Source organism: Rhodovastum atsumiense (genome assembly GCF_937425535.1).
Taxonomy (GTDB): domain Bacteria; phylum Pseudomonadota; class Alphaproteobacteria; order Acetobacterales; family Acetobacteraceae; genus Rhodovastum; species Rhodovastum atsumiense.
Map to the genome: position 1 here is coordinate 99207 of NZ_OW485604.1, position 19039 is coordinate 118245.

The 19039-nt window shown below is 66.0% G+C and carries 17 protein-coding genes; 13 read left to right on the forward strand and 4 right to left on the reverse strand.

What is annotated here, in order from left to right:
* The first annotated feature begins 50 nt into the window (after positions 1-50).
* The 8 genes from vapB to NBY65_RS31350 all read left to right on the forward strand — a co-directional run bounded on the left by vapB (position 51) and on the right by NBY65_RS31350 (position 4392).
* Complete coding sequence (gene vapB, locus NBY65_RS31315) at positions 51-272, forward strand: type II toxin-antitoxin system VapB family antitoxin (protein ID WP_150045828.1); 222 nt, start codon at positions 51-53, stop codon at positions 270-272.
* Between the two features lies 1 nt (position 273).
* The gene (gene vapC, locus NBY65_RS31320) at positions 274-678 is read left to right on the forward strand and encodes a type II toxin-antitoxin system tRNA(fMet)-specific endonuclease VapC (protein WP_250266031.1); all 405 of its coding nucleotides are present in this window, start codon (positions 274-276) and stop codon (positions 676-678) included.
* A 66-nt stretch (positions 679-744) separates the two neighbouring features.
* Positions 745-1230 carry an antitoxin Xre/MbcA/ParS toxin-binding domain-containing protein gene (locus tag NBY65_RS31325; protein ID WP_150045830.1) on the forward strand — a complete coding sequence of 162 codons (486 nt, stop codon included), beginning with the start codon at positions 745-747 and terminating at the stop codon, positions 1228-1230.
* Positions 1227-1712, forward strand: coding sequence for an RES family NAD+ phosphorylase (locus tag NBY65_RS31330; RefSeq protein ID WP_250266032.1), 486 nt, complete (start codon positions 1227-1229; stop codon positions 1710-1712). The genes NBY65_RS31325 and NBY65_RS31330 overlap by 4 nt, the downstream gene beginning before the upstream one ends.
* A 121-nt stretch (positions 1713-1833) precedes the next feature.
* Positions 1834-3180, forward strand: a complete 1347-nt coding sequence (locus NBY65_RS31335; protein ID WP_250266033.1) for a type II toxin-antitoxin system HipA family toxin — start codon at positions 1834-1836, stop codon at positions 3178-3180.
* Positions 3167-3466, forward strand: coding sequence for a helix-turn-helix domain-containing protein (locus NBY65_RS31340; protein WP_250266034.1), 300 nt, complete (start codon positions 3167-3169; stop codon positions 3464-3466). The genes NBY65_RS31335 and NBY65_RS31340 overlap by 14 nt, the downstream gene beginning before the upstream one ends.
* Before the next feature lie 515 nt (positions 3467-3981).
* The gene (locus tag NBY65_RS31345; protein WP_162530947.1) at positions 3982-4152 is read left to right on the forward strand and encodes a hypothetical protein; all 171 of its coding nucleotides are present in this window, start codon (positions 3982-3984) and stop codon (positions 4150-4152) included.
* Positions 4153-4203: 51 nt separating this feature from the next.
* Entirely contained in the window at positions 4204-4392 is a 189-nt protein-coding gene (locus NBY65_RS31350; protein WP_150045873.1) for a hypothetical protein, read from the forward strand.
* 441 nt (positions 4393-4833) lie between these two features.
* On the opposite strand, the gene NBY65_RS31355 is transcribed toward NBY65_RS31350, so the two are convergent.
* On the reverse strand, positions 4834-5043 hold the full coding sequence (locus NBY65_RS31355) for a hypothetical protein (protein ID WP_250265985.1): 210 nt from the start codon (positions 5041-5043) through the stop codon (positions 4834-4836).
* A gap of 872 nt (positions 5044-5915) precedes the next feature.
* Between NBY65_RS31355 and NBY65_RS31360 the strand changes: the two genes are divergently transcribed.
* From NBY65_RS31360 to mobF, 5 genes are read left to right on the forward strand one after another with little or no spacing between them, the layout of a single operon-like run.
* Entirely contained in the window at positions 5916-6845 is a 930-nt protein-coding gene (locus NBY65_RS31360; protein ID WP_250265987.1) for a hypothetical protein, read from the forward strand.
* Positions 6842-7708: a hypothetical protein gene (locus NBY65_RS31365; protein ID WP_150045213.1), complete on the forward strand. Its 867-nt coding sequence runs from the start codon at positions 6842-6844 to the stop codon at positions 7706-7708. Before NBY65_RS31360 ends, NBY65_RS31365 begins: the two co-directional genes overlap by 4 nt.
* Positions 7708-8202 carry a hypothetical protein gene (locus tag NBY65_RS31370; RefSeq protein ID WP_150045212.1) on the forward strand — a complete coding sequence of 165 codons (495 nt, stop codon included), beginning with the start codon at positions 7708-7710 and terminating at the stop codon, positions 8200-8202. The genes NBY65_RS31365 and NBY65_RS31370 overlap by 1 nt, the downstream gene beginning before the upstream one ends.
* Positions 8199-10139 carry a type IV secretion system DNA-binding domain-containing protein gene (locus NBY65_RS31375; RefSeq protein ID WP_150045211.1) on the forward strand — a complete coding sequence of 647 codons (1941 nt, stop codon included), beginning with the start codon at positions 8199-8201 and terminating at the stop codon, positions 10137-10139. The genes NBY65_RS31370 and NBY65_RS31375 overlap by 4 nt, the downstream gene beginning before the upstream one ends.
* Positions 10140-10157: 18 nt before the next feature.
* Complete coding sequence (mobF, locus tag NBY65_RS31380) at positions 10158-13103, forward strand: MobF family relaxase (RefSeq protein WP_150045210.1); 2946 nt, start codon at positions 10158-10160, stop codon at positions 13101-13103.
* Between the two features lie 487 nt (positions 13104-13590).
* Here mobF and NBY65_RS31385 read toward each other — a convergent pair whose 3' ends face one another.
* The 3 genes from NBY65_RS31385 to NBY65_RS31395 form a co-directional block, all read right to left on the reverse strand.
* Positions 13591-15348, reverse strand: coding sequence for an MOSC and FAD-binding oxidoreductase domain-containing protein (locus tag NBY65_RS31385; protein ID WP_150045209.1), 1758 nt, complete (start codon positions 15346-15348; stop codon positions 13591-13593).
* 166 nt (positions 15349-15514) lie between these two features.
* A complete protein-coding gene (locus NBY65_RS31390) occupies positions 15515-17134 on the reverse strand; it encodes a DHA2 family efflux MFS transporter permease subunit (RefSeq protein ID WP_150045208.1) in 1620 nt (539 codons plus the stop codon).
* Positions 17131-18900 (reverse strand): HlyD family secretion protein, encoded by a 1770-nt coding sequence (locus tag NBY65_RS31395; RefSeq protein WP_203330724.1) that lies wholly within the window; start codon positions 18898-18900, stop codon positions 17131-17133. The genes NBY65_RS31390 and NBY65_RS31395 overlap by 4 nt, the downstream gene beginning before the upstream one ends.
* Positions 18901-19039: the final 139 nt, after the last annotated feature.

Here is a 19039-nt window from a genome sequence, read left to right on the forward strand (position 1 = left end):
CACATGATCAAGGGTGTATATACTGATTGTATATCCCAAGGACCAGCCCCATGGCACGCACCATCCTCTTCCAGAACAACCGCACTCAGGCGGTTCGCCTGCCCAAGGACGTCGCCTTCCCGCCCGGCGTGCGCGAGGTCGCAGTGCTGCGCGATGGCACACGCCGGATCATCGTCCCCGCCGGCGCGCTTTGGGATGACTTCTTCGACGCTCCTGGCATCGACCTTGGCGAGCGCATCCAGCCCCCCGCCCAGGCACGGGAGATATTCTGACGTGCTACGCTACATGCTTGACACCAATCTCTGCATCCGTGTGCTGCGCGACCGGCCGCCGCAGTTGCGCCCGCGCTTCAACGCCGAGGCGGCGGCGCTGTCGATCTCTACCGTGGTGCTGACCGAGTTATTCTACGGCGCCGAGAAGTCGATACGGCCGATCGAAAACCGCCAGGCGGTCCTCGACTTCGCCACCCGTCTGGAAGTGCTCCCTTTCGATGACACCGCTGCTGCCCACGCCGCCGAGATCCGCGCTACCCTCGAGCGGCAGGGGCAGATGATCGGCGCCTATGACGTGCTCATCGCCGGCCATGCCCGCAGCCGTGGCCTGATCGTCGTCACCGGCAATCTCGGCGAATTCCGCCGCGTCGAGGGCCTGCGCAGCGAGGACTGGTTGATCGCCTGACCATCGCATGCCTGGCAATGCGATGTCTCCCGGTCCCTTGGGTATCAAGCTCAAAGGAGCATGGCCATGCCACGCGCTGCCTCCTCGGTCGGGACCATCCCCCCTTCCTCGGGCACCGCACCCGCCGAGCTCTCCTACCTCGACGTGTTCCGCCCCCCCCAGGAGCGCATCTCCATGATCCGCCATGGCCTCTGGGCCACCGAGGCGAAGCGCATTCTCGCCGAACGCGCCATCGGCCAGGGCGCCGCCTTGAAGGCCCTGAACATGTCGGCCGCCACCTTCAACAAAAAGGTAAAGCAGGATCTGCCGCTCTCGCGTGATGAAGGCGAACGGGTCCTCGGCATCGCCCGCCTGCGTGGCCAGTTCCAGGCCATGATGGAGGACTCCGGCAACCCCGAGGGCTTCGACGCCGCCGCCTGGTTGTCGCGCTGGCTCACCGAGCCCCTGCCCAGCCTCGGCGGCATCCGCCCGGTCGACCTGATGGACACCATGGAAGGCCAGGCCGTCGTCGCCACCGCCCTTGCTCAGATCCAGGCCGGTGCCTACGCGTGACCCGGACCGTCTGGCGCATCGCCACCGACGCGCCCGGCTATGAGGCCGACGACCTCACCGGTGCCGGCGCCAAGACCACCGGCGGCCGCTGGAACGAGGCGGGCCTGCCCGTCGTGTACGCCTCCGAAAGCCCGGCGCTCGCCTCCCTGGAAACGATTGTTCACCTGAACGCCGACGACCTGCCGCTCAACCGCTACCTTGTCGCCGTGACAATCCCCGACGACGTCTGGGCTGCCGCGCAACGCGAAAGCCTCACCAGCCTGCCGGTCAGTTGGGATGCCGAGCCGGCGAGACGGGCCAGCATGACTTTCGCCTCCCCCTGGCTCCGCGCCGGCAACACCGCGCTCCTGCTTGTGCCGTCGGCGATCGCTCCGGAAGAAACCAACATCCTCATCAATCCGCGCCTCGCTGCCAGCGCCGGGATCGGCGCGCGCAAGCTGCGCAAGTGGCTCTACGCCCCCCGCCTGGCTGCCCGCACATAGGAGCATCCCCCCTCGCCTGAACCGCGGCGCGGTTGGTCGCAGTGCCATCTCAAAAAACATCCATTGCAGTGGATGCTAACAACCCGCCATAGTCTCGTTGGCATCCATCGGAATGGAGAAAATGCCCGCCAGGGTGACATTGCAGATCCACCTCGACAACCGCTGGCAGGACGCCGCCACGGTCGAGTTCACCACCGATGCGGCCGGGCACCGGGGCGCCACCACGCTCGACTACGATACCGGCTACTGCTTCACTCACGACCCCGGCATGACCGGCAGGGTGCGCGGCAACGCCGCCTTGAGCGTGCGCCTGCCGCTCAGCATCGAATGGCGGAAACTCGGCCACTGGCCCCCCTTCCTGATGGACCTGCTGCCGCAAGGTCATGCCCGCAAGGTGCTCGCCGACGCCCTGCGCATCAGCCCGGACTCCAACGCCTGTGACCTGCCCTTGCTGCTGCGCGCCGGCGGCGGGCCGATCGGCAATATCCGCGTCAAGCAGGCCTGGGACGGAGAACAGGCCCGTATCGCCGGCATGCGCCAGCCCGGCCTGACGCTGGAGGACGTGTTCGCCCTCGACGAACGTTTCCTCGAACTGGCGAAGGAGTTCGCCGCCATCGCCGCCGGTTCTTCGGGGGTCCAGGGCGCCTGGCCGAAGGTGCTGCTGACGCAGGCGCGGGACGGCCTCTGGTATCCCGATCCCCTGGTGCCGGACGACCAGGCCCGCGACCACGCGATCGTCAAGTGGCCCGGCGACAGGCACGAGGCCACCCGGCTCATCCTCGCCGCCGAGCCCCCCTACCTGGAGCTCGCCCGCGCCTTCGGCCTGCGCTGTGCCAGGCCCCTCACCCACCGGGGCAACGTCCTGCTCATCCCCCGTTTTGACCGCCGCGTCGAGGACGGCCGGGTCATCCGCCTCGGCCAGGAAAGCCTCGTCGCCGCCGCCGTGATCGCCGCCTTCGGCCACGAGGCGGCGCACGAGGACTACCTCGCCGTCATCCGGGAGGTCTGCACCGACCCGGCCACCGAGGTGACCGAGTACGTGCTGCGCGACCTGCTCAACCTCGCCCTCGGCAACCCCGACAACCACGGCCGCAACACCGCCCTGCAGAAGGACACCGATGGCACCATCCGGCTGACGCCGCTCTACGATTTCTGCCCGATGCGCCTCGATGCCACCGGCGTGCGGCGCTCCACCACCTGGGCCTGCATGAAGGCGCCAGGAGGCCCGAGCCGCGACCTGACGCCCGACTGGAACACCGTCTGCGAGGTCGCCGCCGCAGGCGTCATGGACGCAAGCCAACTCAGGCGCACCCTCGCCGCCAAGGCCGATATCCTCCGCGCCTTGCCCGATCGCGCCCGCGCGCTTGGCCTCGACCCGCAGGTGATCCAGCGGGCGATGGGGCGCTGCCCCGAGATGGCTGACGCCGTCGCCGGTCTCGCGCATGGAGCCTCCCATGCCGCGCCTTAGGCCACCCTCTCCGGAGGAAATCCGCGAACGCCGCCGCGCGCTCCATGAGGACATCGAAGCCGGCGGCCTGCCGGTCGCCGATGCCGTCCGCCGGATGCGCGAAGCCCTCGGCATGACCCAGGCCGACTTCGCCCGCGCCTTCAGGCTGACCGAGCGCCAGGTCTGGGAGATCGAAGCCGGCAAGGCCAACCCGACCCTGGCAACGTTGAACCGGATCGGCAAGCCCTTCGGCTTCCAGGCCGGTCTCGTCCTGCTCCATCCCCGACGACACGACCCCACCAGCTGACATCCCTCGGCTCAGGCCGCGCCAACACAGCTCTCCACCTCATCCGGCCCGCCGTGTCAGGAGAGTCCAAACCCGGCGTTGCACCTCCGCAAAGAGTGAAAGGCCTGATCGGGCGCCTGTCACCACCACGGCCCCGCATCATCTCGCCACCGGCGCGTCTCGGCCACCGGTAACGACCCCTGCCGCACGGGAGCGCATCCACATCACCTGCGACAGCACCAACTCCCACCACCAAAACGCTTGCTGCTGTCTTGCCAGTGTAATGCCGGGCAAGGTCGCGCCGGTTCAACCCCGCCTGCGGCGCCGCGAAGAGCGCGGCCGCTCCGGTCCGGTCCTCGCCATGCTCACCATGCTCGCGCCCCTGACCACTCTACCGATTCCGCACCATCGTGCGGCGCTGCGCGTGGCTGCGCGTGGCTCCGGTCCTCCCTCCACGGGGGTTGAGCCGTCACGAAGCCCAGCATTCCCGCTGCTCATCAGCAGTTCCGCTGAGCCGAGCACAGGGAGTTCCAACCATGACCGTTGTCCGCTGCGCCGACTGCACCTTCGACAATACCCGCATGCGCACCGCCGGCTACGAAATCATCGCCATCGAAACCCACGCATGGAACGACGGCGTCACCGAGACCGAGATCCTCTGGGGCCGCGACGACACCGCCATCACTGAAGCGGACCTGCCCTACTGACCGACCAGGGCGGCCGCGCGCCGCCCTTCCCGCTCCCGGAAGGACCGGCCAATGTTCACCCTCTTCGCCCGCTCATTCCACGTCGTCTTCGCCGGCGGCGTCACCGAGAACACCGGCCCCCTGATTGCCGACCTACTGCCGAACGCCTTCGTCTCACGCAACGCGGTACCGGCGATGGCTGACCGCGAAGTCAAGCGGAGAGCGGGCTCCGCCCGCTCACCCTTCAAAGGGCCGCGGTAGCCGCGGCGCCCCTGCGCTGCCACCACGAACCCGTAGGCCGAGCCCCTCTGGCATAGCCCCCCTTGCGGCCGCGCCCCAGCATGAAGGAGGCGCCACGTTGCTCCGGCACGGGGCAGCCAGGCTTGCGTGGATAGCTGTCCTCGCGGCCCGGTCTTCACGAGGCGCGATTGCCATCAGGAGCAACACCGCATTTCGCGGTGACGTACACGCGAAAGAGGAAGCCGCGGCGGGAAACGGACGGCACCGCGCGCCGAACCTGCACCGGTGGTGCCACTGGCGCCGCACGCCCGATGCGGTTTCGAAGCCCGAACCTCCACGCAGAAAATCAAACCCCGCCCGCCATGCCTGTCCAAACTCGCACACTATACGCACTGACGTGCTGGGCCGGGCCTGCCAGCGGATATCCAGTTTCGAAAATTTATTGAAATATCCATAGACTAATCACATTCGGTGATATCGGATTTCTATCCAGAAGCAGTCAAAACCGGAACATATCCGCCCCTGCATCCGCCCCTGCATCCGCCCCTGCATCCGCCCCTGCATCCGCCCCTGCATCCGCCCCTGCATCCGCCCCTGCATCCGCCCCTGCATCCGCCCCTGCATCCGCCCCTGCATCCGCCCCTGCATCCATTCCCGCGTCTGCTCCTCCATCTGTCCCCGCCTCTCACGGCATTGATACTGGTTCGAGTCCAAACAGAATTTTAGACTCTTGAGACTCTCCCAGCAGATTTTCCGAGATCATCGCACCGAGAACGCAGCGTGTACAAACGTCCACGAACCTCTCACGAACTACAGGAAATTGCTGCGCAGCTTCGCGTTGGCTGGGTTCCAGGCGACCAGGTGATGGGGCATATCAGGAAAATTCTGCCCAAAATTAGCAGAATAATGAAAGAAGAGTCTGTGGCGATCTCAGATATCGCCAATGCTCTCAATATCGCTGGAATTAAATATAGAACCCAGAATGATTGGTCAGAAAAGCAGTTGCGAAAGAAATTGTCGGAAGCAAGGTCATATACCCTTCGGAAAAGCCAGAGGCGCGCGGCTGCCCATTCACGGCCATCCGCCAAGAAAATTCCCAATAAGACGAGCGCTTCCGGAGGACGGCCGAGCCGGGCGCCGGCTTCTTCATCGGTGGCAACGCGAGCTTTGCCTGGAGAGAAGCGTTCTCAGGGCTCGCTATCTCATCTTGAAAGCGGGACGCCGCTCAGCGTGCCAGTAGAAACCTTGCCGGCCTTTACGACTCAGTCCAGCGCCCCGTTCCATTTGCCAGCAGTTCCCAGTTCAGTTGCCCGGCCTGTGGCTGCCTGTGCACCGTCTGACCCGCCACATGACGGCGAAGCCGCTGTCACAACGCCGGAAGCTCCGGCTGCGGCCTCTTCTCCGGAGCAGCTGGCCTCGCCCCTGAGCTTACCAGCGAACTGGCGAGACAACCTGCCGCCGCCACCGCCCTTTTTGTCGTACCCAAAGCGGGGAATTTTCCCCAAGAAGGCACCAACAAACACTGGAAGCGGAGGTAACAAGACTTGAACGAGCAGACCGACGTTAAGAAGAAGGGCAGGCCTGCGAGCGGACCAACCTCTTTCTCTCCCATCAATCCGGTCTCGTTGATTCAGCCGCCAGCAAAGCTTCCCGAAATTGCCCTGGGACGGCCGATGCCGGACGCCGATCTTCGTGATACATTCTCGCAAAGTGCCAAGCTTCAAGCACAAAAGACCAACGTTTCAGGAAAAACAAAGATCATATTCTTCATCGGGCGCGGCCGCACGGGGAAAAGCACGAACATCCGCTATCACATTGCGCAGCTGGCACGGAAGCAAAAGAACTTCATCGCTCTCGATGCCGATAAAACCAATCCAGTGCTCGGCCAATATATCGGAGGCGTTGGCATGCCTCCCTCCTACGAAGACGAGGCCATCGCCTCCTGGCTGTCTGAAACCATCCTGAGCGCCATCCCTCATGGCATCCATGTGCTGGTCGATTTCGGTGGCGGCGATACAAGCCTCGCCTATGTCGTCCGCTTCTTGCCCCACATCGTCGGCAGCATCGAGCAGATGGGCGGCGCCGTCGTCACTTGCTGCGCCCTTGGCACGTCGGTCGATGACCTGTCACCCTTCGCCAATCTCTACAACCTTGGCTTCCGCCCAACCGCCACCGCCTTCCTCTTCAACGAAGCGGCTGCGCCCACCCTGCATCCCTCGTCTTTCGCCGACATCCAGGCTCACTCCTTCTATCGCCGGCTGACCGACGAACATGCGGCCGTATCGCTGCTTATCCCCGCCTTGAAGGTCGCGCAGGCTGTCGAGGCCCGTCGGCTGAACTTCTTCGACGCCAAGGAAGGGGCCCAACCCGATACGCAGGCGCCACCTCTCCGGCTGTTCGAGCAGCTGATTCTCGGCGGCTGGCTCGCGAACATGGAACAGGTCTATCAGCCGGTCGGTAGCTGGTTCGAATGACGACCACTCCACCCGCCGTTCCCGCCAATGGTGGCGTCCCAACTCCCGAAGAAGTGGTGGCGGCCTTGGCCGCCGCCCAGGCGCAGCTCCACGCCGCGCGGAGCCATCCCGCCTACCAGGGGGATCCGGCCTATCCCATCATCCAGGCGCTGATTGCCACCGTGGGCGGCCTGCAGACCCTCTACGATGGTCTACGCACCTCAACGCGTCAGATCCTTACCACGGCTCAACGCCAGCAGCTTGAACTTGCCACGGCTGCGCATCAACAGCGTGAGCAGCTCAACAAGGATTTCGCGATACAGCATGAGGCCGCGCTGGCCCGGGTCAAGGCGGAAGAGCTGGCACAGCAGGCTCATATCCGCGCCGGCCTCGTCGACGCGGCCCAGGACGCATTGAAGGAACTGCTCCGCGCCGACCGCAAGCATACCCGCCTCCGGACCTGGGCAGCTCTCATGGTACCTGCAGTCGGGCTTCTTGTGGTCGGTCTGATCATAGGCTGGTACGCCCGCGGCGCCGACGCCATGACCAGGCTGACCGCCGATGTCCACAACCTCGCTGTCCTGACCCAGGCCACGCAGCAAACCTCTGCCACCCTGCAAGCGATTTCTGGCCTGCTCACGCACGGCATGTCCGCTGCTGAGCTGACCAGCCTCGCGAGCCTCAACGAGGTCATCGCCCTCAATGCGATTGGCAAGGTTCCGGAGGACACCGTTCCTTCTCCTTGCATCGCCGCGGTGCCGGACGGGGTGATCCGGACCGGCACGCGGTCGATCAAGGCCTGTGTCATCCCCATCAAGGACAACGTTGTGGTGCGCGGCGGCCTTTTCCTGACCCAGGCTGTTACCGGCAGAGCACGGAACTGATGAGCAAACCGAAGGCAGAACGCGGGCCGCAGCTATGCGTGCGCGTCTCGGAAGAGGAACTCAAGGTCCTCACGGTCCTGGCGCAATCCGCCGGATACGCCAGCGCCGCTGGATTCCTGCGGTATCTGGGGCAACGTGCTATTCGGGCCGAAGCGATTCCGCCCTCTACCGGACCGGCATGCCCAGCGACTCCCCCCGATGGTCGCATCGAGGAACTCCAACAGAGATTGGCCGAGCTGTCGGAGCAGGTAGGCCGGATCGAAAAACTGATCCAGGCGGGATTGGCGCACCTGTCTTTTCTTGAGGGGTTGGTGCGCTCCACCGCCCTCCAGGCGACCTCAGCATCCTACATGGCCATCCAGGTCTGGCGGCTCCTCGCCGACGAGACACTCCGGCCGCCCTCCGGCATCCCGTCGCAGATGCTCAGCGACATCCAGGAACTGCATCGCCGAGCCCTGGCCGCCGCGGAAAGCCACGGAGCCACGACGGGATGAACCAGCAGGCTCAGCACATCGCCGACGACGTCTCCCGCGGCGTCGGGCTTTTGCACCTGCGCCTGCGGATCCAGCTGCAGAGCCTCATCCGGATCGTACTGATCTCCCTGGCCGGCTTCGCGGTGACGCCGTTGCTCACCATCTGGGCCCTCGCCGAAAAGCACGCCATCGCTGGGGCCACCTGGTGGAAGATCGCCGCCATTCTCTGCGAGAGCAATGCCTGCCAGCGCCCCTTGCATCCGATGGGAGACCCGCGGATCTGGCCCGCTGGGTCAATCATCTCCAACCATTGGTTTACCGCCCAGGCCACCGCGATCACCGACCTGTTCTGGCGCGGTGTCATGTACGGCGTCCTGGTCACCCCGATCCTGGCCCTCTGCCTCTATCTTGGCGTCCGCGCCATCGGCAGCGCGGCCCGTGATCCCTACCTCCTGCGTGGTCGCAGCCTCACCACCGACAAGCGCCTGGCCGATGACCTGATCCGCCGCCGCGCCGCCAGCGATCTCGCCATCGGCACCATCCCCCTCGTCCTCGGCAAGGAAACCCAGCACATTCTGATGGCCGGCACGGTCGGTGCCGGCAAGACCCAGGCCATGTACCGCTTGCTCGACCAGATCCGTGCCCGCGGCGACATTGCCATCCTCTACGACATCGCCGGTGCCTACATCCCGAGCTTCTACCGCCCCGAGCTCGGCGACCGGATTCTCAACCCGCTTGACCGCCGCTCCGCGTCCTGGTCGCCCTGGGCCGAGATCAACAACCCCGCTGCCGCCGATCGCCTCGCTGCGTCCCTCATCCCCTCGCCGTCCGGCCCCAACCAGTTCTTCTCCGACGCGGCCCGCGCCATCTTCTCCACCGGCTTGCGCCTGCTCCAGGAGGCTCAGCCGCGCACCGTCCTTGAGCTGTTCCGCCTGCTGGTGGTCGCCTCCCGCGAGGAAAAGCAGCGGAGCTTCGCCGGCACCGAGATCGCCAGGTTTTACGACCCGGAGGCAGGCCGCACCGCCGCCGCCATCGACGTCACCGCCGCCAATTACATCCGCAGCTTGCGCTTCCTCCGGGCCGATGCCGGCAGCAACGATTTCAGCCTCTCCGACTTCGTCCGCTCGGCCGATCAGGCGATCGCCACCAACACCGCGCAGCCGTGGCTGTTCATCAGCTCGCGCCGGCGGGAGCACGATGCTCTGCGGCCGCTCATCACCTGCCTGCTGGACACCGCGATCGCCGCCGCCCTGTCGCTGCCGGAGAACCTGAACCGCCGGATCTGGATCTTCCTCGACGAACTGGACAGCCTGCAGCAGCTTCCCAGCCTCGCGGCTGCCCTGCAGGAAGGCCGCAAATACGGCATCTGCGTCGTCGCCGGCCTGCAGGATCTGCAGCAGCTGATGGACGTCTGGGGCAAGGAGCGCGGCGAGGCGATCCTCTCGATGTTCAACACCGCCGCCATCTTCCGGCTCAACTCCAACTTCAGCGCCGAGTACATGTCCAGGCTGCTCGGCGAGGCCGAGCGGGAGCGCACCGAGGAGTCGGCCCGCTACGGCGCACACATGAGCTACGAATCGCTGAACCTGGGCACCCGGCGGGATGTCGAGCGGGTGGTGCTGCCCACCGACATCATGACCCTGCCGGACCTGCACTGCTATGTGCGCCTGCCGGGCGCCTACCCGGTGGCCCGGACCCGCCTACCCGATCCCGGCAAGACCGCCCGGCCAAAGCGGCATGCGCCCTTTGAGGAAGCGGATCTGTCCGGGTCGGTCTCGGCCCATTTGCGGACGGCCGCCTCGCTCCCGGCCGACACCGCATCGGCGTCCACCACGCAGCCCGCCCCCGGACCGCAGGAGCCACCCACGCCGGACCAGCCAGCAAGGGATCGCCCCCCTGAGCAGGCCCTGACCTTTGCGCCCGCGCAGGACGGGCTCGAGTCCTTCCCACAGCTCTGACCACGGGCCGCGTCCCCCATGCTCTCCGCCGCCGCCATCAAGAGCGCCAACCAGGCCGCCAGCTACTTCGCCAAGGACAACTACTATACCGCCGAGGCCGAGGGCCCGAGCGCCTGGTGGGGCGCCGGCGCCACCGCGGCGGGCTTCTCCGGCGGCGTTGACGCTGCGCGGTTCGAGGCCGCCCTGCGCGGCGAGCTGCCGGACGGCACCCGGCTCGGCACCGAGCGGAACGGTGAATGGCAGCACAAGCCGGGTTGGGACCTGACCTGGTCGGCCCCGAAATCGGTCTCCCTCCTCGCTCTGGTCGGGGGCGACACCCGGCTGATCACGGCACACGACAACGCCGTGCGCGTGGCGATGGCGCATATCGAGGGCACCCAGGTCCATACCCGCGTCCGCCACGGTGGAGATGTCGCGCTCGTCCAGACCGACAACCTCGCCGCCGCCCTGTTCCGCCACGACGTCAACCGCAACCAGGAGCCGCAACTTCACACTCACGCCGTCGTGCGCAACGCCACCCGCACCGAAGATGGGCAGTGGCGCAGCATCGAGAGCAGGCCGATGCTCAAGGCAATCAAAGCCAGCGGGGAATTCTACCGGGCCCATCTCGCCGCCGAAATCCGCCGCCTCGGCTATGACATCGTGCCCGGCAAGGACGGCACCTTCGAGATCGCCGGTATCGGCCAGGAGACCCTCGACCGCTTCTCCTCCCGCTCCGCCCAGGTCGAGGCGCGCCTCGAGGACAAGGGGCTGACCCGGGCCACCGCGTCGACCGGGCAGAAGATGGATGCGGCCCTGCGGAGCCGCCGCGCCAAAGAGCCGGTCGACCGCGCCGTGCTGACGGCCGCGTGGCGGGCCCGCCTCGGCGAGGACCTGCGGGCGCTGGCCTCCCTGGTGCGAACCGCCACGCGGCACGAACAGTCCTATACGCGGTTCGCCTGGTCGCAGCAGCGGGCCGCCCGGGAGGCGGTTGAAACTGCCATTTCCGCTCTCTCGGAACGGGAGCAGGCCTTCTCGCATGACCGGCTCATGCAGGCGGCCAGCCGCTTCGCGCTCGGGCGCGCCACGCCGGATGCCGTCGAACGGGCGGTCGCTCACCTGGTCACGGCCGGCGCCCTGGTCCCGCGTGACGTCACCGAGCCCTCGCCGCAGATCCGGGCCGATACCATACGTCCCGGGTACACGACCCCCGCCGCCATCCGCACCGAGCTCAAGCTGTTCGACCTGCTCGACCATGCCAAGGGTACGGCACGGCCATTCCTCTCCGCCAACGCCGCCCAGGCCGCTGTCCGGGCCGCGGAGGAGCGCTCCGCGGCGACAGGGCACGGCTGGAACGACGCCCAGCGCGCCGCCGCCGCCGGCATTCTCAGGTCACGCGACCGGACCGTGGTGCTGCAAGGCGCGGCCGGCACCGCCAAGACCTCCACTGTACTCGCCACCGTCGCCGCTGCCGCCAGCGCCGCGGGCCACACCGTGCGGGCCCTCGCGCCGTCCGCCTCCGCCGCGCAGACGCTCGGCAAGGCCCTCCATCTGGAAGGGCAGACCGTGCACCGCTTCCTGTCTGACCTGGCGCGGGACGGCGCCTCCCCGGGGCTGCTCGACCGTCTGGCCGATGGCCGCGAGGTGTGGATCGTCGACGAGATGAGCCTGCTCGGCACCGGGAAAACGGTGGAATTGCTGCAGGCGGCGAAAGAGCAGCGCGCCAGGGTCATCCTCACCGGCGACCGGCTCCAGCTCGGCAGCGTCGAAGCCGGCCAGGCGTTCACCCAGGCGCAGGAGCGGGGCCTGGAGACTTTCCGGCTCGATGAGATCGTCCGCCAGCAAACCGCCGAGGGTCGCGCCGCGGTCAAGGCCATCATCACCCGCGATGCCGCCACCGCCTTCCAGGCGCTGGAACGCGACAGCGGACGGATCGTCGAAGAGGCCACCGCCAACGACCGGATCATGATGATGGCCCGGCACTACGCCGGCCTTTCTCCGGCGGAGCGGGCCAATACCCTCCTGATCGACCCCAGCCGGGAGGGCAGCGAGGCGATCAAGGGCACGGTCCGCACCTTGCTGCGGATGCAGGGCGAGTTGGCCGGGCCCACGGCGCACGGCACCCGCCTGCTCGATGCCGGGCTCGGCAACGCGGAGAAGCAGTCGGCCGTCTCCTATACGGTCGGCCAGGTGATCCGCACGGCCAAGGGCCTGGACACCGAGGACGGACGGCTGGGCCCGGGCGAATATGCCGTCATCAGCGCGATCGACACCCGCCAGGATCGCCTGACCCTCCGCACCGGGGATGGCCAGGCCCGCACCTTGGCCACCCGCGGCATCGACCCACGCCACCTGGACGTCTTCCAGCCGGCGCAAGGTGACCTGCAGCTCGGCGACCGCATCCGCTGGAACCGCAACGACACCCGGCTCGGGCTGGCGCGCGGTGACTTTGGAACCGTCACGGCCATCGACGGCAATCAGGCGACCATCGGCTTTGAGAAGGGACGCGAGCTACGGCTCGACGTCACCGAGCCTCGTCACCAGCACTACGACTACGCCTATGCCGTGACCGCCTACAGCGCGCAGGGCATGACCAAGGATTGGGTGCTGCACGCGGAATCCTGGCGGGTGAACCTGATCAACTGGCGCAGCATGTACGTCGGCATCTCACGCGGTACGACCAGCGGCACCATCATCACGGATGACCGTGCCCTCCTAGAGGAGGCGATCGGTGTTCGTGCCGGCGAGAAGAGCCTTGCCATCGACCCCAGCCTGATCACCCGCGTCCGCGACGCCACTCAGGAAGCCGTCAGCAATGCCACGCGCAGCCAGATTGTCGTCGAGGCCGAACAGCCTCACGAGGACGAAGCGCTTCATCAGCGCGCCGCCCGCGCCATCATGGCCAGGATCAAAGGCCACCAATCCACCGTATCACCTGAAACGTCGAAATCAAATGGCCATGAATTAAATATTAATCCAGAATGAAAGACCAAAATGCAAGCAATAATATTGTGGCATATTAATATAGATAATGCATGGAGCTGCGCCGTTTATCTGTAGTTTGCTTGGATATGAGCCATGTGAAATTTGGTGTCGAGAGTTTCGTGCTTAAAAAGCATTATTTTCATTTATGCCAGTCATATTAAAATTGCTCATCAAACCTATATTAACATTTCTCTTAAATCCAAACAGCAGCATGTATGTTAATACTAATCTACCTATTGGCCAAAATCCGACGGATGGTACCACGCTGTGAGTGGCTGGACCCGCCCCTTCTCGGACGTTTACCTCCAGCCCGCCAATGTCCGGTCATAAAGGTGAAGTGGCCACATGGCCTGGGACGACAGGTCCGGTAGCTTCGCGCCCTTCCCGGACCTTCGCGCGCTTGCCGCCACGACCCGGAAGCAGATATCACCGGATCGCTGGCCGCACGTGGACGCCTCCTCCCGTGCCACCACGCCTGGGACGTTGCTCAGATGTCGATCACCACATCCCCCTGTGGCCAAGAGCAGCAGATCAGGACATTTCCCTCCGCTGGTGAATCGAGCGGATCAAGCTGGTAGGCGACGGACCCGGAGACCAGTCCGCTCTCGCAGTTGTGGCAGACGCCGGTCCGGCACGACCACCGGACGGGTACGTCGCAGGCCTCGGCCAGTTCCAAAAGGCTCTGATAGGACGCGGCGTTCCAGTGTGCGGCGATGCCACTGCGCGCGAACGACACCAGCGGACCGGTGTTGGCATCGTCCCCTGGCGGATGCGGCGATCGCGCCGGTGCGCCCACGATGCCAGGGGTCATCGACCCACCGCCGTTAAAGACCTCGGCGTTGATGCGTTCCGGCTTCATGCCGAATTCTGCAAGTGCCTGTCGCATCTCCGCCATGAAGTGGGTCGGCCCGCAGAGATAGACATCCGCGTCCCGTGGGACGCCCACCTCTTCGAAGACCGATCGCGACAGGTGCCCGGTCGCGTCGAAATCCTCGCCCACCTCATCGCCCGGTCCTGGCCTGCTGTAACGGATATGGCTGCGACCGTGCGGGAGCGCGGGCATGAGCCGACGGACTTCGGCGGAAAACGGATGATGCTGGCGATCGCGGGCCCCGTGCAGCCACAGGACCCGCCGTGCCGACCGGACAGCCGCGAGGGCGTGTAGCATCGCCAGGACAGGTGTCGCCCCGATCCCCGCGCTGAGCAGCACCAGCGGCCGCTCTCCGGGCTGTAGAACGAAGCTGCCTCGGGGCGAACTGACCTCGAGAACGTCGTTCACCCGGACATGGTCCCGCAGGTAGGGCCCGGCCGCTCCGTTCGGCTCGATCTTCACGCTGATCCGATAGCGCTCCGTCGAAAGGGGACCCGAAAGCGAATAGCTCCGCAACAGCGGGGGAGCGCCGGCGGCCGGCTGCAGCCGCACGACCACGTACTGGCCGGGCAGCGCCTCCGGCAGCTTCTGACCGTCCGGGCTCTGCATCGTCAGGGAACGGACATCCGCCGACTCCTGATCGATCGCGGTCACGGCGAGCCTTCGAAATCCTGGCGAAGCCCGATACGCGGCGGCTGCCGGCGCGAGGCCCGCGTTGCCGCTCCCGCTTGTCTGGCCGCGCAGCAACGCCTCGAACGATGCGCGCCACCCGGGTGAAAGCGCTTCGATCCGCAGTGCGCGCTCCAGCCGGTCGCGCGCATGATCGGGCAAATAGAGAAGTGCGTTGATCTCTGCGACGGTCATTCGCTCCATCGCCTCTCCCACCTTGACGATTTCGTCGCCGGCACCCACCTCGCCTTCCTGCAGGACGCGGACGTAGAATCCGGGACGTCCGCTCGATGTCAGCAGCGCCGGCATCCGTGGCTCGTTCATGCGAATGCCGACGCGATAGCAGGTCACGCGCGGCTGAGTGACCTCGAACAGCGCGCTGCCGATCCGATAACGGTCGCCGATGCACACGGCATTGTCGGGTAATCCCTCGATCGTGAAGTTCTCGCCGAACTGTCCGTGAACGAAGTCGGTTCTCCCCAGTTGCTCCTGCCAATAGCCATAGGACTCGATCTGGTAGACGAACACCGCGCGCTGCTCGCCGCCATGTCCGGCCGTATCGCCCTGACCGTCTCCGTCCAGGTTCAACCGGCCGACCCGACAGCGGCCTCGCACCGGGTCCTTCCAGATCCCGGTATGGACAATTCGCCCCTTCCACTTGATGTCGCGCGGAAGTCCGACATTCACCGACAATAGTCGAGCCATGTCGCTCTCCCTCCTGGTGATCGGAAGCCCTCCCGTCCGGGTGTCAAGGCCATCTCCCCAGAGCTGCCACCAGAACACGACCCGGTCGAACTGGCGAGCCGCAACGATTTGAAATGGAAGGAATCGATTCTCCGAAAAGGATCACGCGGCGCGGCAGGTGCTCACCTTACTCGGATCCGATCCGGGCGCCTTTCTCCGCGACGGAGCGTTTCATGAGAAACACAACGAACACAAGCACGACCATGACAACGGCCAACACCCAGAACACATCGAAGTAAGCGAGCGCCGATGCCTGTTGCTGGCGCAGGTTTGCGAGCGCCTGCAAGGCCAGTTGCTGCGCGGCGACCGGATCGCCGGTCTGCTGCAGGAACGGCCCGGAAGCCTGATCAAGGAAAGAGTGTGCCGTGGCGTTGAAGGGATCGAGCGATTCACCAAGACGCAGGCTGTGGAACTGGTCACGCCGCTCCTGCATCGTCTGGGCCAGCGAGGTGCCCACGCTGCCCCCCTCGTTGCGCAGCAGGCTCAGCAAACCGACCGCCGCCCCGCGCAGCGCCACCGGCGTATAGAGATACGCCGCCACGTTGGCCGGGGCGAAGCACAGCGCCAGCCCGAGGATCAGCACCACGCGCGGCCAGACGGCCTGCCCCGGGCTGATATCCAGGTTCATCTGCGACATCCAGTAATTTCCCGCGGCCATGGTGAGGAGACCGGCGGCGATCACCCATCGCGCATCGGTGCCGCGACCGAGCATGCGCCCCACGAGGGGCATGGCGAGGACGGCAAAGAAGCCGGCCGGTGACATGACCAGCCCGGCGCTCAGGGCATCGTAGCCGAACAGCGACTGCAGCAGGGCGGGCAACGAGGTGCTGGCGGCATACAGCACCGCATAGGCGCAAAAGATGATGATGCAGCAGGCGATGAAATTCCGCTCCCCCAGGGGCCGGAAATTGACCACCGGGCTCGGATGGCGCAGTTCCCAGACGACCAGCCCGGCCAGGCCCGCGGCGAACAGGACCGCCAGTGTCTGCACCCGCCAGAACGGATCCCCCAGCCAGTCCCATTCCTGGCCCTTGCTGAGCATCACCTCCCAGCAGACAATGACGACGACCAGCAGCGACAGGCCGATGCCGTCGAAGCTGAACGGGCGCTTCCGCAGTTCCTTGCGCTGTGCCGTGAGGTAATCGGGATCGCGGAGGGTGATGGCACAGGCTCCCAGGGCCAGCAGGCCGACCGGGACGTTGATCCAGAACACCCATCGCCAGGAATAGCTGTCGGTGATCCACCCGCCGAGCGTCGGGCCGACCACGGGCGCGATCAGCGCGGCCAGGCCGAACAGCGTCATGGCCATGCCCTGCCGCTCCACCGGGAAGGCGTCCAGCAGCACGCCCTGGCTCGACGGCTGCAAACCCCCACCGGCAAGACCCTGGAGCACGCGGAACAGGATCAGTTGCCCGAGCCCGGTGGCCATGCCGCAAAGCCCCGAGGCGAGGGTGAACACGGCGATCGAAAGCAGGAAGTAAGTGCGGCGCCCGAGATGCGCGATCAACCAGCCGGTGATCGGCAGGATGATCGCGTTGGCGGCAAGGTAGCTGGTGATGACCCATTCACCGTCATCGACCGTCGCCGACAGCCCGCCCGCGATATAGCGCAGCGCCACGACCGCGATCGTGGTGTCGAGCACCTCCATGAAGGTCGGCACCACGACGGCGGCGGCGACGATCCAGGGGTTCACCCCCTGGCGGGGCCGGGAATCCCGCAGGGCCGGCGATAGGGTTGCCCCGCTCATTTCCCCGGGTCCGCCCCGCCGGCAGCCGGACCGCCCCCCGGGGAGCGCGCGGAAAAGGCCTGCAGGAACTTCCCGGCATCGGGTCCGGTTGGCGGTTCGTTGATGTGGACGGAGGGAACCACCGAGGTGCCGATGAACAGGGGCGTCCGGTCGGCATGGTAATCGACCAGTTCAATCCGCACCGGCAGGCGCTGGACCACCTTGACGAAATTGCCCGTGGCGTTCTGGGGCGGCAGCAAGGCCAGGGTCGATCCGGTTCCCATGGTGAAGCCGGAGACCCGGCCCTTGAAAATATGCGTGCCGCCGTACATGTCGGTCCGCAATTCGACCGGCTGGCCGATGCGCAGGTCGCGCAACTGGGTTTCCTTGAAGTTGGCGTCCACCCAGATTTCATCGAGCGAGCGGATCGCCATCAGGTTCTGGCCGACCTGGACATAGTTGCCCGCATTGACGTTGCGCCGCGTGACGACGCCGTCAAGTTCCGCCGTAATATCGCAGTAGCGCAGATCCAGTTCGGCCTGCGCCAGATCGCGCCTCGCGGCTTCGAGTTTCGCTTCCGCCTGTTTGACCGCCGGCGCGTTCGCCGTGAACCGCGCGAACGTCCTGTCGATGTCGCCCAGGCTTTCGAATTCGTCGAGCATGGCTTTCGGACTTTGGCCGAACGCGTGCACGATGCCGAGCTGGGCGGCGCTCTGGATAAGCTCCGCCTGTGCCTGCAGGACGGCCGAAAAGGTCTCGTCGAGATCGGGCGGCACCTGGCCAAGGTCGCCGCCCCCCTCGGGTTGGGCCGGCAAGCCGAGCGAGACGCGGATCTGGTGGACTTCGGCCAGGGTCTGGGCAAGGTCGGCCCCCGCCTTCGTCACCTCTGCCTGCCGCTCGTCATAGACCGCGCGCGGCACGTCGGCCCGGCCGACGAGCTGCTGCGCCCGATCAAATTCCACCTGCGCCAGCGCCAATGCGGCCTTGCCCTTGTTGACGGCGGCGATCCGCGCGTGCAGCAGGGCGACCTGACCCTCGACATCCTGCACGGAGCGTTGCAGGTTCCAGCGTCGGCTCCTTGCCTGCGCCTCGACCGCGCGCACCGCCGCGGTGGCGGCCTGCAGATCCGCTTTGGCGGTATCGACCGCGGCCTGCTTCCCGGAGACCGCGATCCGGTACGGCTCCTTGTCCAGTTCGGCGAGGAGATCACCCTTGTGTACACGGTTGTTGTCGTCCACCAGGACGCGGGAAACCTGTCCCCCCACGCGGGGCGCAACGAAGGTCACGTGCCCGTTCACAAACGCGTCGTCCGTCGAGACGGTATTGAGCATCTCCCTGATCCACGGGAGGCCGGTGACGAGGAGTCCTGCCAGCACGGCAACACCGAGCACAGCGGCCAGCAGCTTTCGCTTCGGCCCGGCCTTCCAGGCCTCTGGCGGCATACGGCGCATTGTCGGCAGCGTTTCGGCGGAACGCGTGCCGGCGGCAGCCGCAGCATCCTGGTTCGCCATTGATGGCAGATTGGTCGAACCCGCCTCATTGCCTTGCTCGGTCATGTCAGGTACCCGTTGCAATCGGACGCAGTGGGCAGCATCGAATTTCCCCCACGCGTCCTGGCCAGGAAGATAGCCCGGCCGTCCGCATAGAGCCTGCGCACTCCAGCCAGCTTCGCCGAAGGGGAAGTTCATCCCCAGCGTGCCGGACGGCAGCCTGCCGGTCACGAGGATGTCGCCGGTCTGGGCAAGGACCCGCAACAATAAATCGCGATCCAATCTGGCCGACTGCAACTTATAATGCACAGTAATATGAAATCATGGCAAAAATCATGACTTGCACCCAGGGGGCGACGATTGTGGAAGGTATTTGACACTACTCGCAGTGGATGGGCGTCAATAAGCTGGTTGGAGGGGTTGCCGTCTCACCCGC

Excerpts from the sequence above, each read along its gene's own strand:
- vapB (WP_150045828.1), top strand. The coding sequence starts at position 51 with ATGGCACGCACCATCCTCTTCCAGAACAACCGCACTCAGGCGGTTCGC.
- NBY65_RS31325 (WP_150045830.1), top strand. The coding sequence starts at position 745 with ATGCCACGCGCTGCCTCCTCGGTCGGGACCATCCCCCCTTCCTCGGGC.
- NBY65_RS31335 (WP_250266033.1), top strand. The coding sequence starts at position 1,834 with ATGCCCGCCAGGGTGACATTGCAGATCCACCTCGACAACCGCTGGCAG.
- NBY65_RS31340 (WP_250266034.1), top strand. The coding sequence starts at position 3,167 with ATGCCGCGCCTTAGGCCACCCTCTCCGGAGGAAATCCGCGAACGCCGC.
- NBY65_RS31345 (WP_162530947.1), top strand. The coding sequence starts at position 3,982 with ATGACCGTTGTCCGCTGCGCCGACTGCACCTTCGACAATACCCGCATG.
- NBY65_RS31350 (WP_150045873.1), top strand. The coding sequence starts at position 4,204 with ATGTTCACCCTCTTCGCCCGCTCATTCCACGTCGTCTTCGCCGGCGGC.
- NBY65_RS31355 (WP_250265985.1), bottom strand. The coding sequence starts at position 5,043 with ATGGAGGAGCAGACGCGGGAATGGATGCAGGGGCGGATGCAGGGGCGG.
- NBY65_RS31365 (WP_150045213.1), top strand. The coding sequence starts at position 6,842 with ATGACGACCACTCCACCCGCCGTTCCCGCCAATGGTGGCGTCCCAACT.
- NBY65_RS31370 (WP_150045212.1), top strand. The coding sequence starts at position 7,708 with ATGAGCAAACCGAAGGCAGAACGCGGGCCGCAGCTATGCGTGCGCGTC.
- NBY65_RS31375 (WP_150045211.1), top strand. The coding sequence starts at position 8,199 with ATGAACCAGCAGGCTCAGCACATCGCCGACGACGTCTCCCGCGGCGTC.
- mobF (WP_150045210.1), top strand. The coding sequence starts at position 10,158 with ATGCTCTCCGCCGCCGCCATCAAGAGCGCCAACCAGGCCGCCAGCTAC.
- NBY65_RS31385 (WP_150045209.1), bottom strand. The coding sequence starts at position 15,348 with ATGGCTCGACTATTGTCGGTGAATGTCGGACTTCCGCGCGACATCAAG.
- NBY65_RS31390 (WP_150045208.1), bottom strand. The coding sequence starts at position 17,134 with ATGAGCGGGGCAACCCTATCGCCGGCCCTGCGGGATTCCCGGCCCCGC.